12 protein-coding genes are annotated in these 15,451 nt (G+C 44.1%); 1 reads left to right on the forward strand and 11 read right to left on the reverse strand.

The window, feature by feature from the left end:
- Nucleotides 1–31 precede the first annotated feature (31 nt).
- Nucleotides 32–1,678 carry a hydroxysqualene dehydroxylase gene (locus tag QFZ77_RS28460; RefSeq protein WP_307444703.1) on the reverse strand — a complete coding sequence of 549 codons (1,647 nt, stop codon included), beginning with the start codon at nucleotides 1,676–1,678 and terminating at the stop codon, nucleotides 32–34.
- Between the two features lie 166 nt (nucleotides 1,679–1,844).
- A complete protein-coding gene (locus QFZ77_RS28465; protein ID WP_307444705.1) occupies nucleotides 1,845–2,162 on the reverse strand; it encodes a hypothetical protein in 318 nt (105 codons plus the stop codon).
- A gap of 268 nt (nucleotides 2,163–2,430) precedes the next feature.
- Here QFZ77_RS28465 and QFZ77_RS28470 point away from each other — a divergent pair, with 268 nt between their 5' ends.
- Nucleotides 2,431–3,657: a PASTA domain-containing protein gene (locus tag QFZ77_RS28470; protein WP_307444707.1), complete on the forward strand. Its 1,227-nt coding sequence runs from the start codon at nucleotides 2,431–2,433 to the stop codon at nucleotides 3,655–3,657.
- Between the two features lie 112 nt (nucleotides 3,658–3,769).
- Here QFZ77_RS28470 and QFZ77_RS28475 read toward each other — a convergent pair whose 3' ends face one another.
- The 9 genes from QFZ77_RS28475 to QFZ77_RS28515 all read right to left on the reverse strand — a co-directional run bounded on the left by QFZ77_RS28475 (nucleotide 3,770) and on the right by QFZ77_RS28515 (nucleotide 15,450).
- Nucleotides 3,770–4,597 (reverse strand): carbohydrate ABC transporter permease, encoded by an 828-nt coding sequence (locus tag QFZ77_RS28475; RefSeq protein ID WP_307444708.1) that lies wholly within the window; start codon nucleotides 4,595–4,597, stop codon nucleotides 3,770–3,772.
- The gene (locus QFZ77_RS28480) at nucleotides 4,594–5,478 is read right to left on the reverse strand and encodes a carbohydrate ABC transporter permease (protein WP_307444711.1); all 885 of its coding nucleotides are present in this window, start codon (nucleotides 5,476–5,478) and stop codon (nucleotides 4,594–4,596) included. Before QFZ77_RS28480 ends, QFZ77_RS28475 begins: the two co-directional genes overlap by 4 nt.
- An 88-nt stretch (nucleotides 5,479–5,566) precedes the next feature.
- Nucleotides 5,567–6,886, reverse strand: a complete 1,320-nt coding sequence (locus QFZ77_RS28485; protein WP_307444713.1) for an ABC transporter substrate-binding protein — start codon at nucleotides 6,884–6,886, stop codon at nucleotides 5,567–5,569.
- 125 nt (nucleotides 6,887–7,011) lie between these two features.
- On the reverse strand, nucleotides 7,012–8,643 hold the full coding sequence (locus QFZ77_RS28490; RefSeq protein ID WP_307444714.1) for a response regulator: 1,632 nt from the start codon (nucleotides 8,641–8,643) through the stop codon (nucleotides 7,012–7,014).
- A 2-nt stretch (nucleotides 8,644–8,645) separates the two neighbouring features.
- Complete coding sequence (locus QFZ77_RS28495; protein ID WP_307444716.1) at nucleotides 8,646–10,463, reverse strand: sensor histidine kinase; 1,818 nt, start codon at nucleotides 10,461–10,463, stop codon at nucleotides 8,646–8,648.
- A 120-nt stretch (nucleotides 10,464–10,583) separates the two neighbouring features.
- Nucleotides 10,584–11,426, reverse strand: a complete 843-nt coding sequence (locus QFZ77_RS28500) for a carbohydrate ABC transporter permease (protein WP_307444718.1) — start codon at nucleotides 11,424–11,426, stop codon at nucleotides 10,584–10,586.
- A gap of 12 nt (nucleotides 11,427–11,438) precedes the next feature.
- Nucleotides 11,439–12,317 carry a carbohydrate ABC transporter permease gene (locus QFZ77_RS28505; protein ID WP_307444720.1) on the reverse strand — a complete coding sequence of 293 codons (879 nt, stop codon included), beginning with the start codon at nucleotides 12,315–12,317 and terminating at the stop codon, nucleotides 11,439–11,441.
- Nucleotides 12,318–12,400: 83 nt separating this feature from the next.
- Nucleotides 12,401–13,735 carry an ABC transporter substrate-binding protein gene (locus QFZ77_RS28510; protein ID WP_307444722.1) on the reverse strand — a complete coding sequence of 445 codons (1,335 nt, stop codon included), beginning with the start codon at nucleotides 13,733–13,735 and terminating at the stop codon, nucleotides 12,401–12,403.
- 125 nt (nucleotides 13,736–13,860) lie between these two features.
- Nucleotides 13,861–15,450, reverse strand: coding sequence for a response regulator (locus tag QFZ77_RS28515; protein WP_307444724.1), 1,590 nt, complete (start codon nucleotides 15,448–15,450; stop codon nucleotides 13,861–13,863).
- Nucleotide 15,451 lies beyond the last annotated feature (1 nt).

A 15,451-nucleotide genomic window follows, 5' to 3' on the forward strand; every position in this document is an offset into this window, starting at 1 on the left:
TCCTCCTAGTAAAACTAGCTGCTAGGCATTCCTAAAAAAGCTTTCCATCCCAAGGAAGCCCCTTCTCGAACCGTCGCTTGTCATGATGATGATAAGGTTTCAATAAATCAATATGCCAAAGCTCAAATGTGTACATTTCCCATATTTCACAAGGCTTCTCCATCGAACCATCTTGTTTCAGTATGGCATTAACTGCACGTCGCGCTGCTTCATTAGCGCCTTCCATCGTCGCAAGGTTCGTATTCGTACGTACGTAATCAGCAGCCAGGAATAGATTCGGAATTGCGGTATAAGCTTCTGGACGGTCATCCCAAGTACCCACGCGATTAATGAGCAGCGGCTCCATATTCGTACACGCCTGATCAGGATTCTCAAATTGAATATCCGTATCCAAGAACCAAGAGTGCAGAACATCGTCTTCTAGGATAACGGCGCCATCCACGTTCAAACTTAACTTCATCTGTGCCCATACTTCGGCTTTAATCTCTTCAGCCGTACAAAGTGTAGCCGATTTACCAAATAATACCCCTGGTGTATCCCAATCCGAAATATCGACGGATAAAACACCCTTCACTGTGCCATCACCATATTCGCTAAGGTCAACGTCTGGCCAAAATTGCTTCTGGGATACCGAAGTCAGCGACCAAGGTGCATCTAAGTATATAACATGTCCATGTGTGATAGGCAGTTCTTCCTTCAAATAATACTGAATGCCATTCATCCATGCAACGGAATCAACAAGCTTCTGCACACCTACTAGTGTAGGGTCGGCTTGCACCATAGCGTCCGTAATGAATTTACCCATCACTTCAACCGGGAATGCAGCTATGTAATAGTCGGCTTCTATATCGAAGGTTTTACCGTTCTCTGTCACCTTCGCACTCCGAATAACGCCATCCACGCATTCGATACTTTCAACTTTTGCCGCTAAATGGTAATCAACGCCCTGGTCTCGTAAAAATGTTAGCCACGGGTTCACCCATTTGTCATTCGTGGGACCGTTCAAAAGACGGACGAAGCTCGTGCCTGGTGTTGTGATATCTAGTGTCATTTGAACAGCTACAGGGCCGACAGTTTGTGTGTTTGCAATTTTGGATTGACAAGCAACGAGGGTTTTAGTGAATCCAGCGAATATTTTTTGAAATGCAGGGGATTGTTGATCCGCCTCAATGAAATTCCACCAATCGATGAGGTTATATTCCTCGCGAATGCGTTCATCACAGCTCGTCATGACTTGCCATAGCTTACGTCCGTATTGCTCCAGATCATCCATACTTAGACCTAAGCCATTATCGAATAAATCTCTGATGACAACCATAAAATTGTCTAAACTAAATTCAATTTTGGCTAGCAGCGGCAATAGCGGTGCTGTATAGGTGGCAATATCTAACCGGGTCACTTCTGTTAAGTTATCATATACGGTTCCATTCTCATAGGGAATTCGTTTCAATGTATCTATGACATGTCTGTAAAAGCGAGGGAATAACCGGAAACCATGCTCACCTGGAAGGTCCTTCCTCCCGCCAGTTCCGCTGCCTATGAAAGGCATACTTCTCGCTTTCCCGCCTGGAATACTTTTAAATTCGTAGACTGACACCTCGTAGCCTCTTACAACCAATTCATGCGCGGCACTCATTCCGGCAACACCGCCGCCCAAAATAACGACTTTTTTCAACACAGTCCCCCCTCATATTGGATCAAATTGTAAAAAAATCTGTAAAACTATCATATCATCTAGGACATTTGAATCATAGACTTTAGTTCCCCGAAGATAGAAAAAAGCCTAGATCAGCTGAATCTTGTCAGCTAGATATGGCTTCATAGAAAATTCAGTTCTTTTATATTTATTTGAGCCGAATTTGAGCTAGGGATTGAAGGAGCTCCTCCGAGATATGATTTAACTTTTTCGATGAAACTTCGACTTCTTTCGTAGAAGTGACTTGCTTTTGCAGATGGCGCGCAGCAACTTCTATATCTTTCAACTCAATTTTCTCAAGCTTGTTCCAAAACGGAGGAAAAAGGTGTACAGTGAAATTAATGAAATAACTGCTATCTGCCTCAGGATCCAAACTCAACTTTGAGATTTCCTCGACTTCTTCGATAAGCTTTACAATAAGCTGTTCCAACTGCTCATGTTGAAGCTCATAATACGCTTGACTCAAATCTTTTCCACTCGATGAAATTGATTTCCACTGTTCCTTGAGTTCTGTAAAAACTTGATCATCAATCAATTTTGGCGTTGAGCGAGCACTCTCGCCCTTTATAGACGCTAAAGTCCGAACTATCTGATCTTGAATTTGCTTGATGTCCGCTCATCACTATTCCCCCTCGATTTTTCATAACATAATACCTAAATTCCTATATCCCGCCGAATCATATATAATAAAGGCAACTCCTAATGATGCCATCAAGAGAGAGGATGGATATTCCATGCATAAAAAGATTGGTACACGCTATGTACCAGATACACAGATCGTCGCTTTACCCCATGGCACTCTGCATTATGGTGATGATTTATTTCTAACTCGAAAGGTTCTCCTTTATCAAATAGAGCTTCTACCTGGGCAGATCGGCGAAGATTACATTCGAACCCTTCATCATAAAGCAGCTTTCATACATGACGGGTTTCAACATATCCTGGATACATCTGTAGAGGAAGATTCGGTTATGATCATTCTGCAAGCCAAGCCAGGCTCACTATTCTCGAACCATGTTAACAAGAAAGAAATGTCTTTCCATACTATCATTGCAATGATTGCTGATCTAGGGGTTTCCTTGCTTGACGCGATGGAGGAACGTATTACAGGATTTACAGTAGGCGCTGAAAATCTATGGTTTGATGATCACGGCAAGCTTTCCGTTATTAACTATTGGGATAAAGGCGATCCTCAGGCACAAGGGGCCATCGGGCTTTGTCGGTTGATGATTCAGCTCTTTACCGGCGCGGAGACGATTACGGGTGCCTTTGAAGTGATGCATACACATCTGGAGCGAACGCCTATCCCATCTGCGACATATGAGCAGAAATTGGCTTTAATTAAGTTGATTAAGCTCGTCTGCCAAGGTCACGCATCACTTTCTTCGTTGATTTTTGGATTGCGGAGTTTACCATCTTCCGGTCAAAAGCAAGACGTGGGGTCTATCCACAAACAAATTCAATATCAAAACCCAAGTAAAATTCAAAACAGAGTGGTGGATGAGGTTGAGGATGAGATTGATGAGGTAGCACCCGCAGCTGATAAGCGATCACAATCACTTAGCGCTTTAAGTAAGGCAGGGATAGGAGCAATTGCTATTTTGGTCGTCGTCTTGGTCACGGTCTGGGCTCTTTGGCCATCTTCCAAATCGGAGTCGGTAGTTGTGGTACCTATACCCACCGCCACACCTCTTGCGCCGACAAATACGCCTGCTTCATCTACAACGAAGCCTCTCGGAGATTCGAACAAACAAGCCGAGGAAGTCGCAATACCGAACCTGGTAGGTCTATCGCAAGCTGATGCGGAGGCGCAAGCTTTGGCTGCCGGTCTGCATTACAATTTTTTGATTGAAGCAAATGATCAGCCTAAGGGAACCGTCATTAAACAAGACCCCCAGTCTGGTGCCAAAGGCTTGCAGGGCGACAATGTTACGTTTTGGGTAAGTAAAGGAAGTCAGTAATCACAATTAAGAGCCTTGAACCACCGGTGCATTAGTGGTTCAAGGCTCTTTTCCATATCTCAACTTCAATCATGGCGCAGTCATCATAAGTATTGCATTCTGGCCCACCTTTTTAACCTTTTACAGCGCCATCCATAAGTCCTGCAAAGACATATCGCTGAAAGAACAAATAAATGAGCACGGTTGGCAGCATGATAATTAAGATCGCAGCGGAAAGTTCATTCCAATACGAAGCCCGCTCTCCAACAAAGGACATCAGCGCCGTAGACAGGGTATGCAGCTTCTTAGCCGGCATATATAGAAATGGAATATACATATCATTCATGATCTCAACGGTTTTGATAATGGCCAATGTTGCAGTAGCCGGAATCATGAGAGGGAAAATGATGGAGCGGAAAATGCGGAAATAAGAAGCTCCGTCCATCATTGCGCTCTCATCTAACTGAACCGAGATTTTCTCCATAAACTGCAAGTAGATGAAGATTTGCAGCAAGTCCGTCCCCGCATAAATAATCGTTGGAGCATACAAGGTGTTATACAAGCCTAGAACTTTAATGATCTGAAATCTTGCGACTTCCGTTGTATAAAAGGGAACAACCATCGCTACGGTAAATAGCGCGAAAATGACCTTTTTCAAACGAAAATCAAACCGATTCAAGATGTAAGCCGTCATCGTACCCAAAATTGTATTCAGTACGACACTTACAATAATTAGAATGAATGTATTCTTAAATCCGGTTAAAATATCCCCTTTAACAAATGCAGTCTTTAAATTCCCCAAAAAAAAGCTTTGTGGAATGGCAAGCGGAGATGACGCTGCCAGTTCTGCAGCAGGTTTTAGAGCTGCGAAGAGTACAATAAACAAAGGGATTAACACAATTACTGTGATGCAAGCAAAAAGAATATAATATAGCGGCCTCATTTTCCAACTGATTGTCATGTCTCACCGCCCCCTGTCGCTTGGAAAAGCTTCTTCTGGATGTAGCTAAAGCCGATAATCATCAGCATGAGCAGAATGGCCATCGTTGAGGCCAACCCATAGTTATTAAATTTGAAGGCTGTATCAACCGTATAGAGGGTAAACGTACTGCTTGCATTGCCCGGACCGCCTTGCGTCATAAGGAACGGGATATCAAATACCTGTAACGCCCCCCGCACATTCAAAAAGAGAACAATTTCGATAACCCGACTCATCCCTGGTATGGTAATATGCCAAAGCTGCCTTAACGGACTTGCTCCGTCCATCCTAGCTGCTTCGTATAGATCTTCAGGTATGGATTGTAGTCCCGCTAAGAATAAAATGACGTGAAGTCCGCAGTACCGCCACAAAGATACAAAAATCAATGAATAGTTAACAACACTAGGATCACTCAGCCAGCGCTGTATCCACGACTCTAAACCCAACGTTTGGAAAAACAGATTAATCGGACCATTAATCGGATTATATAAATAGCTGAACACATACGCCACCGCCACCCCATTTATCACATACGGGAGGAAAACGATGGAGCGGAAGAACGCATTCGCCCGAATTTTTGCGTTCAAAAAAACAGCTACGATAATTTCGAAAGGAATAATCAAGGCGTGTAAAAGGAAGTACTGCCAATTATGATAAAGAGATTTCCATATTTCCGGCATATGAAACGCTTGGACATAATTATCAAAGCCCACATAATGAAATTGCCTGCTAATTCCGTTCCAATCTGTCAAACTGAGCTGGACAAGCTTCACAGTCGGATACATGAGCAGCAGCAGCAAAAGGAATACAGGAAGCGCTAGAAATGCGATGATGATCAATTTTTTTTGCATTGAGTAACTCATGTCGTTTTCTCCTCCAAGGAACTTGAGAGGAAACGCCGCAGCTTATGGCTTTCAGCGTTTCCTACTGTCATTCCATCCATAATCCTTTTTATTTCTTAGCTTCGCGGGCTTTTCCCCATTTATCTTCCAATTGCTTGGAAATGTCGCTAAGCTTTTTGCCTGACATCATATCCTGACCGATGTTTTTCCAATCCAATTGTGTCGCATTGATCAGATCCGTGTACTTTTGGTTGCCTGGCACATATAAGAAAGGAGTGATTTTGTTGTTCTTGTAGAAATCATTCAAGAATGGCACATTTGCCGTAACACCATCAATAACTGCTCCAAGTTTCACTTTATCTACATATTCCTGGTGAACTGCTGGGCTATAGAACCATTCCATGAACTTTTTCACTGCGTCTGTATGCTTGCTGTTCTTGTTGATTGCATAGAAGTGATCCGTAAATGTCATCACGGTCAGTGGATCTGTTTCACTGTCGCGAACCGGCATTGGGAACGCAGCCAAGTCATCTGTATTTCCTACTTTCGAAAGGTAGGTATCCAGATACCATAAACCTGCCGCTACGACGACTGCTTTTTTGCTTTCGAACAATCCAGTAGCCTGATCCCAGCTTACGCCAAGCGGATCGGGTCCCATAACCTTAGCATTATAGAGCGTTTCGATTTTGCTATAAGCTTTGTAGAACGGAGTGCCCTCTGAGAATGGATGTTCCTGCGTGGCTAGATTGCTCAAATAGCTTTCGTCACCGGATGTGAGGTGGTGCATGAATTCATTGAATGGATAATCAGGCCAGCTGTCTTTCCCTCCCATTGCATAAGGAATGTACTTTTTGTTCTCTTTAATTTTGTTCAAAACGTCCAAAAATTGTGACCATGTCGTTGGAACTGTCAATCCTAGCTCCTTGAAAATACTCGGATGGTAGTACACCATCTCAGGGAATTGTACAGTCGGCATAGCCAACACTTTGCCATCTACAGCGTACTTTTTCGCATATTTGTTCTTCGCAGTTGTGCTCAGATCATCTAGTGGAAGCAGCTCCGATTTAAAGTCGTTAATAAAGTTTGGCTTTAATTCGAAGAAATCGGGCATTTCGTTAGCAGAAAGACGAACTTTCATGGCTTTCAAGTAATCTCCATCACTTTTGAATGCTTCGACTTCTACGTTTACATTCGGCTCAACTTTGGAATACTCTTTCACTTTGGCCGTAAGGAAATCGATGAATGAAGCGTTAACGTCCCACATCGCCATCTTTATGGTCACTTTGTCGCTCTTAGCTTCTTGCTTTGGCTTGTCGCTTTCCTTTGGCGCTGACGTGTTGGCACTGTCGTTAGCTGCTCCGCAGCCGCTCAAAATGACCGACATGGTCAGCATGGTCGCTAATATTGGACTTACCCAACGCTTTGTCATACTTGTTACCCCTCCATAAATGTACTTTTCTTGTTTGCGCTTACATCTCTTATTGTAAAAGGGGGCAACCATTAAGAAAATGACGATTCTTGTGCTTACTTACGCATTTCTTGTGCTTTAACCATCTACAATCTACAATCTTCGCGATATTGCTGCGGGGTACGCCCTGTTACCTTTTTGAACATGCGGCTGAAATGTCCTTGATTGGGATAACCTACTTTCTCAGCAATTTCAAACAGCTTCATGCCTCCCCACATCATATGGATCGCTTTCTGAATTCTTATGTTCGTGACATAAGCAATAAAATTCTCACCTATTTCCTTGGTGAATTGCTTACTTAAATGACTCTCGCTTACGCCTACCCACCTACTTACGCTGGATAGAGAGATAGGCTGGTTATAATGTAAGTCAATATAGGTCTTGGCTTTGTCTACTAGACGCGGCGTTAATTGAACAGCAAGACGTCGCGGATCCAGCTGGAAAGCTAGGCTGTTAACCAAGCCGTTAAGCCATTCATGCACATCTGCCATTCTGTGCATACGAGGGAGCCGCTCATAAGGAGTTCCCTCCTGCCCCAGGACGTCCTGCCAATCCAAATTTCTCGCGTGAAGGAGCGCACCCAGCTCCCATAGAAAAGCTTGATACATTTTCTGAATATCCATAACCGACTTGGTCTTCAGCGTGTTCCAGTAACGAAAACCTTTGCTCAACTCTTCCTGCCACGGCTCCCCCGCTTCCAGTCTTCGCAACAATTCTTTGCGATCCCATTGTTCTACTGAGGATACCTCTAATTGATAGGTGCTCGTCGCATGTTCAGGATAAAAGACTCTACCTTCTTTTGCAAAATACCGCATACTCGCTAATTGATAAGCTTGCCGATATGCGTCATACCAACCTTCCCAGCTATGCGTGAGATCGGAAACTCCGATCGATACCGAGAGGTTTACATACTGCTTGAGGTGGCTCACAATACGATCCATTCCTTCTGACACCTGATGTCTAACACTTAGCTGCCCTTGACTCGTATAACGCTGAATGAACAGAAGAAGTGCAACCTCCCCTTCTCTCATAGAGAGTACAGCCATGTCTGCAAAACTTCCTTCCATTGCTTGCCGTATCATGTGCAGCGTATATCTGGCCGTTTGATCATCCGGTAATTCAATAGCTTGGCTCTCATTGGTATCGTCAACTAGGATGCAAGCCAATACTTGCTCGCCCATATCCGACCCTGTCCATTCCTGCTTTTCACTCATCGCATCGATGAGAGAAGAAGCATCCATCCCTTTTAATAAGGATATGAGCCCGGTTTCTCGAAGCTTTTGCCGCTGCGCAAGTTGTTCCCGCTGAACCATTTCAACCTGCTGCATTCTCTCTACTAGTTGAGCTACCGCTCCCCGAATGACAGCATTCATAGGCTCAGAATCCATGTGTGTCTTAACGATATAATCAACCGCACCGAGTAAAAACGCCTTACGCACATAGTCATATTCCGAGTATGCGCTAAGGACAATGATCAGCGGTTTCTGTTGAAGGGCCAGTTTCTGAAGCTCCTCTAGACAGGTGATGCCATCCATCGTTGGCATGTGAATATCCATGACAATCAGGTCAACACCATCCCCCTGTTGAACCAGTCGCAGTGCTTCTTCACCATCCGCTGCTTCTGCAATCACTTTGCAATTGTGCTCTTCCCACGCAATTAGTTCGCGTAAAGCAATCCGTACTAAAGGCTCATCGTCCACGATGATAACTCGGAACAAGGCTACCCCTCCTTTTCTATGATGGCCACTTGAGATACCGGTTTACTAACAAGCAGCGGCAATAACAGCTCGATATAAGTACCTTCTCCCGGTTGGCTCTTTACCCGAAGTCCAAACTCCCTGCCGTATTGAAGATCGATCCGCTGCTGAACGTTCTGGAGACCAATCCCGTTAAAGGTCTCTTGCCTTTGCTTTTTACGAGTTAGATCGCTATCTTCCTCAAAGCCTTTTCCATTATCTTTAATTATGATTTGAATGTGGCGTTCTCCGACTTTATGCCCCTGAATTTGAATGACTCCTTTTCGGTCCAATCCATGAAAGCCATGAACAATAGAGTTCTCTACCAGTGGCTGCAGTAATAGCCGAAGCATGTAAAGACCCTTAATCTCTTCATCCAAGTCCGTTTGGATCTCAAACCTGTCACCGTAACGGATCCGCATGATCGTAAAATAATCATTCAGCAGCAGCAATTCTTCTCCAACTGTCGTGTAAATGCCGCCTCGATTAAAGGCTGAGGATACCAAATGCATAAGAGCCTCTGTCATCTTCTGAATTTGGGGGGCTTTGACCATCAACGCCATAATCTTGATCGCATTCAGCGTATTGACCAGAAAATGAGGACCAATCTGTGATTGTAAGGCCGTCATTTCGGCATTCAATCGTTCGGCTTCTTTCTTTTCCCTCTCCTGAATCAGCTCTTGTATGCGCAGGGTCATCTCGTTAAAGCTATTGCCGAGAACGTAGATCTCTGTAGGTCCTGATGCCTCTATCTGAACTTGGAAATTCCCCATCTTGACTCTGTTCATTTGTTTAACTAGCGTTAGAATCGGCTTAGCCATACTTCTTACCCATATCCATGAGGCAATTAGAAACACGAGCAGCCCTAGCGTTGAAACAAGCATTGTCCGATTGTATACGTGCCTTACTTGAGAAAGCATTTGATCATAGGGCATTACGTGGATATATTTCCAACCTGTCTGTACCGACGTCATAAAGATGACAAAGGACTGTTTACCTTTCTCATTGGCAACATAGTTTCCTGTCGGTTGATTCATAGCTTGCTGTAGGAGTGTGTTTCTGGATAGGTTATTTTGTATCATTTCATCATCGCTGCCCGTAACAACCGCACCGTTCTGAGCAACGACAAGAAAGTACCCAGGTTCGGATACTTGGGTACGAAGTAATTGTTGAAGGACGCTTCCACGGAAAACAAAATAAACACTTTCCACCATATTAAATGAAGTCGGAAACTTAGGCGCAATCGATGCGGTAATTTCCATATGACCGCTTGTTCCCGGCAATCTGTTGTCCTCAGCTCCGAAAATTTGCACTTTATTGACATTCGCCAGTGTTTGTTGATACCAATTCGCATGACGGAGCTCCGCTTCTTGCAGACCTAATCCTTGTTTATAGGCATACGTTCCCTCATCGCGATAAAAAAACAAAGCAGATACGATGTCCGATGTCGAGTGGAAATAGTTGCTGAGTTGATGATCCAGGTCATTACTGGCCTCATGACTAGCTTGTTGATCTCGTACAGCTTGCGTATGGATGCTAGTTGCTGTTGCGAATACTTTCTCATCATTAGCAATCGTCGCGACCGTATTAATAATTCGACTTGTTTCCTTATCGACGTTATAGGAGACTTGCTCTAGTGTTTGCATAGCACGTGTAGTTACATTGTCGAACAACACCGTATTGAATGACCTCACGGAGAACCATGTCACAATGAAAATTGGCAATAAAATAATAAGTACAAAAGAGACATATAAGACAGTTGCCATATGCCAACGCTTAGACAATGATGCACGATTCATCATATAGTTCGGGTAACCGGGTCCCTCCAATTGCCTTAGGCAGTTTAACAGCTTCGGCCTTCGAAGTTGTATTGATTCATAATACTATAATAATAGGTTCCGTTCTGTCCAGTAATAACTGAACTATCCTTTCACAGCAGACCCTACGGTCAACGCTTTCTCCACTTGCTCACTAAAGAGTACATACACAAGCACGGTCGGCAAGCTCGCGATCGTCATCGCCGCGCCCATAGCCCCCCAATTGGTTGTAAATTGACCTTGGAAGAAGAGCAGTCCGAGCGGCAAAGTTTTCAAGGATTCCTTGGTAATCAAAATTAACGCCATTGTAAATTCATTCCATGCCGACAAGAAGACGAAGATCACCATCGTTGCAATCGCAGGTTTAATAATCGGCAATATGATCGTATAGAAAGTACGGTAAATGCTGGCACCATCCATACAAGCTGATTCTTCCAGCTCAACCGGAATACTGCGAAAAAAACCATAGAATACCATGCTGGAGAAAGATATATTGAAGGCAATATAAGGCACGATCAGCGCCCAATACGTGTTGGCCAGATGGAACTCACGTACGAGAATCGCCAGTGGAATCATGATAACTTGCACGGGGATGAACATCCCAATTACGACATAAATACGAGCGGCTTCCTTCCAGCGCCATTGCATTCTGGCAACGGCATAGGAGAACGTAACCGAAAGTGCAATTGTGCCCACAACGGTCGCCGCTGCTACCAGCAAGCTGTTGCTGAAGTAGACCGGAACATTGAACCTTGACCAAGCATCCACATAGTTCTCGAATCGTAGATGCGTCGGGAAACCGAATGGATTCGTTACGAAGATTTCATTGTTATTTTTAAGCGAATAAAAGACCATCCACAGTAGTGGATACACCGATAACCCCGCATATACCCACAAGAAGATGCCCAGGAGCGGATTCTTTTTACGCAATTTGAATATTCCGTTCATCTGTCATCCCCCTTAAAATGTAATCCGTTCTCTTGCGATCAGTTTGTTAATAGCCAAAGTCACAATTAAGCATTCGATGACCAGGAAAGCAGCCGCGGCGCTTCCATAGCCAAATTCACCAACGCGGAAAGCAGAGCGGTACATTAGATAGGTCAATGTGTACGTAGAATTCCCTGGGCCCCCGCCGGTCATAATAAACATGTTGGCGAACGCATTCAAACCACCTGTAATCGCCAGCACGAGGCAAAACTTATACGTCTCAGCCAGCATGGGGATTGTAATCGCCATATGGGCTTTGAATTTGGAAGCTCCATCAATACGTGCAGCCTCTAGGTACTGCTCTGGAACAGACTTCACAGCCGCCAACAGCAAGGCAAACTGGTAACCCATGTACTGCCAAGCATTCACGAACGCAATGGCGAAAATCGCTGTTTTGTTGTTCGTCAGCCAATCCTGACGATACGTGATGCCGAGCGCTTCAAAGACTTTATTAATCAAGCCATACTCACTGTTATACATCGCTAACCACAGCTGACATACTACTGTAATGGAAAGAACCACAGGAATGAAGTAGCTAATTCTTAGAAACTTGCTTCCTCTGAACCCTTCTGCGACGGCAAAAGCAAGTACGGAGCCGATCCCGATTTGCACGACAGCCAAAATACAGGCAAAAACGAAACCGTTGTAAAGCGATGTGTAGAAAATACTATCTTGAAACAATCGAATGTAGTTATCCAGAAAAATAAAAGTGCCTTCGCTTAATCCATCCCATTCGAATGTGCTGCGATAGAAGGTTTGCAAAATCGGATAAAACACAATAACTGTATACAAAAGGAGTGCCGGCAGTGTGAAAAGCATAATAGCCGCCTTATTTCCCATGAATTTGCGCATGTCATCACTTCCCTTTTTTAGTAGAAAACTCACACCGGCTCAGAGCGATCCAGTGTGAGTCTCCTTTTCCATAGAAACTTCGGTTATTTCGCTGTTACTGCCGCTTTATTCAAATCTTTCACGAATTGATCCGCTGTATAATTACCTGTCATCAGGTTTTGCGTGGCATCTTCAAGCGCTGCTTTGAACTTAGGATTCGACAATCCCCATGAGAAAGCTGTTGTGCTCGTCATTTTCGGAATATCTTTGGATAACTGCTCCATCATAGGAGGGAACTGTTTCACAATCGGCTTATCTACTTTGGTAGCTACGATTGGATTGCTGCGGTTTGTGAACTTGTACTCCGCATACTTCAAGGAAATAAAGGATGCCACTTTTGCTGCAAGCTCTTTATCCTTGGTGTTTGCAGATACCGCATATCCACCAGGACCGCCGCTGCCGCTGAATGCTGTTTTACCTTTTTCATAGGCTGCTGCATCTGCAGCTGGAAGGTACATGTAGCCCGCTTTGTCACCAAGCGCTTTCGTAGCCGCTTCGATTTCCCACTGACCGTTAATGAACATCGCTGCTTTACCTTCATGGTAAAGCGCCGCTGCTTGATCGTAGTTCAAGTTCGTAGCGCCTTTTGGCAGCATGCCTGCTTTAACCAGCTCGATGATTTTCTCTGCAGCTGTTTTGTAAGCAGCATCATCTGCTTTAGCAAGACCTTTATCAAGCTTCGTCACACCAGCTGGTTCAGCGCGTGAAACGAACATGTCATAAAGGGCTACGCAAGGCCATTTTTCTTTAGCGAAGATGGAAAGTGGCGTAATGCCTTTCCCATTGAAAGTTTTAACCGCCGTCATCATTTCATCATAGGTAGTTGGCACTTTCACACCATTTTGTTGGAACAAATCTTTGTTGTAATAAAGAAGAGCTACCTCGTTACCAGCGTAAGGGAAAGCGTAAGTATGACCATCATCTGTAAGCAGCGTATTCATTGCGCTTGGCTGCATTTTGTCTTTGTAGCCAAATTTAGTTACGTACTCATCCAAAACTAGAATATTATTGGATTTCTTAAACGTATCGATAATGTCTAATCCTGCTCCGAAAATGTCTGGCAGATTGCCTGTAGCTGCATAAGTCTTAAGCTTCTGGCCATCATCCTGCGCTTGAATATCGAGCTCTAGCTCAACATTCGGCATTTCCTTTTTCAATTCCGCAACCGCATAGTCATAAGGTGTTTTCGTATCTTCATCTGCGTACTGGGCATAAATTCTAAGTTTGACCGGCTTTGCATCCGTCTTCACGGCTGCTGCTGTTGCTGCCGCCGTTGGCGCGCTAGTTGCACCAGCATCTTTTGTTGTGTTTGTGGTTCCGCAAGCTGCAAGGCTAATAGCCGCGAGCAAGCTTACGAGAGTGACTCCCATTTTTTTCATTTGTTGGACCTCCCAGGCATCATGTGCTTTCTCTTCTTTACAACCTGAGTATAAAAGGAAAAACCCCTTATGATAATGGAATAATCGAGGGGTTCTTGTAAAATCCGCACATTTAGGTAATTTCGTTATAAGCGGTTATTCTCATACACACTAGGCGAATAACCAAAAAATTTCTTGAAACTTTTACTAAAGTAACTAGGATCGTTAAAGCCGATTTGTTCGGCAATATCCGAAAGGCGTATGTTCCCTTTACCGAGTAAATCCTTCGCTTTATGCATACGAACATGCGTAACATAGTCTGTCACCGTCATGCCGATTTCTTTCTTGAAAACAGCCCGGAGATAGCTAGGATTGATAAACACCTGCTGGGCAATTTGATCCAATTGCAGCTCGGGATCCCCGTAATGAAGCTCGATATATTCTTTGGCGGATTGGGCAATTTTCGACGACCGGGTCTTCCGGTGCTTACCTGTATAAAGGATCGCTTTATTGAACAATTCCTTGATCCACATGGATGTAGCATCAATGGATTCCAAACGTTTGATTTCACTATAGGGAAAAAAGGCTTCCCCGAAGCAGTCCTCAATCGGATGCCCCGTTTCTGTTACATAAGACAGACAAATAGAAATAAGTCCCATGCTTATGACATAGGTGTAATCTAAGGATAACCGCTGCTCTCGAATCGATTGGAAAATCTCCTCCAATTTAGCATCTACCTTTTCCCCATTTTGCATACGCAATTGAACGAGCAGCTCTTCATTCACTTCTGTGGGATAGAAGGCTTGAGTCCCTGATTCCAAAGCTCCTGATCCGTAAGCGATAACACGATCATTCCCCAGCACAAACTTATTTTGCAAGGCTTCAAGCGCCTCCAAATAGGAAGTACGGATCCCCTGATAGCCGGTTTGACTTCGACCAACACCGACCGTGATCGTAAATTTCAAATATTTCTTGATCAGGAAACATAATTTCTCATAACCGCCTAACGCAGGTGTTTCCAGCTCACCATCCCCTTGGTGCTCTACCAAGCAAATAATGCGCCCCTCAGGCCCATTGAAAATCAAGTGATTTTCCGTTTCCTCCAGCGCCTCGTTCAGAATGTTCGTCACCGCATATTTCCAAAGTAAACGTTCACTCACTTTGTTCCATTTGAGATCCATGTTATCAATCTCAATGCACGCCACCACAAAGCACAGGGAATCGAAGGACTCCCCAAATTGCTGAAGTCTTGTACTGGTGTCCTCATTGGCATGGTTGAAATCACCACTTAGCAAATGATTAAGAAAGCTCTCCTTCATCAAAAGCTGATTTTCTTTCAATGTCGACTTCTCTTCTTGTGCCTTCTGATGCTCTTTCTGAAGCTTAAGCAGCGTCAGCACCAATTCATCCTTCGAAAACGGCTTCAGAATGTAATCTTCAACGCCAAGCTTAAGCGCCTTTCGAGCATAATCAAATTCGTTATGGCCCGTAATCAGCACCACGCTTGTAGCTGGATATCGCTGCTTCAATTGCTCCGTCAGCGCGAGTCCATCCATAAACGGCATGGTAATATCCACAAGGGCAATATCAGGACGATGCACGTCTATTTGTTCCAACGCTTCGACCCCATTTTTGGCTTCTGCGCATATTTCAAATCCATAAGCTTCCCAATTTAATGCCGTACGCAAGTATTCTCGGAAAATGGATTCATCATCAACAATTAATATTTTCTGCATA

The organism is Paenibacillus sp. V4I3, from assembly GCF_030817215.1.
Lineage (GTDB): Bacteria > Bacillota > Bacilli > Paenibacillales > NBRC-103111 > Paenibacillus_E.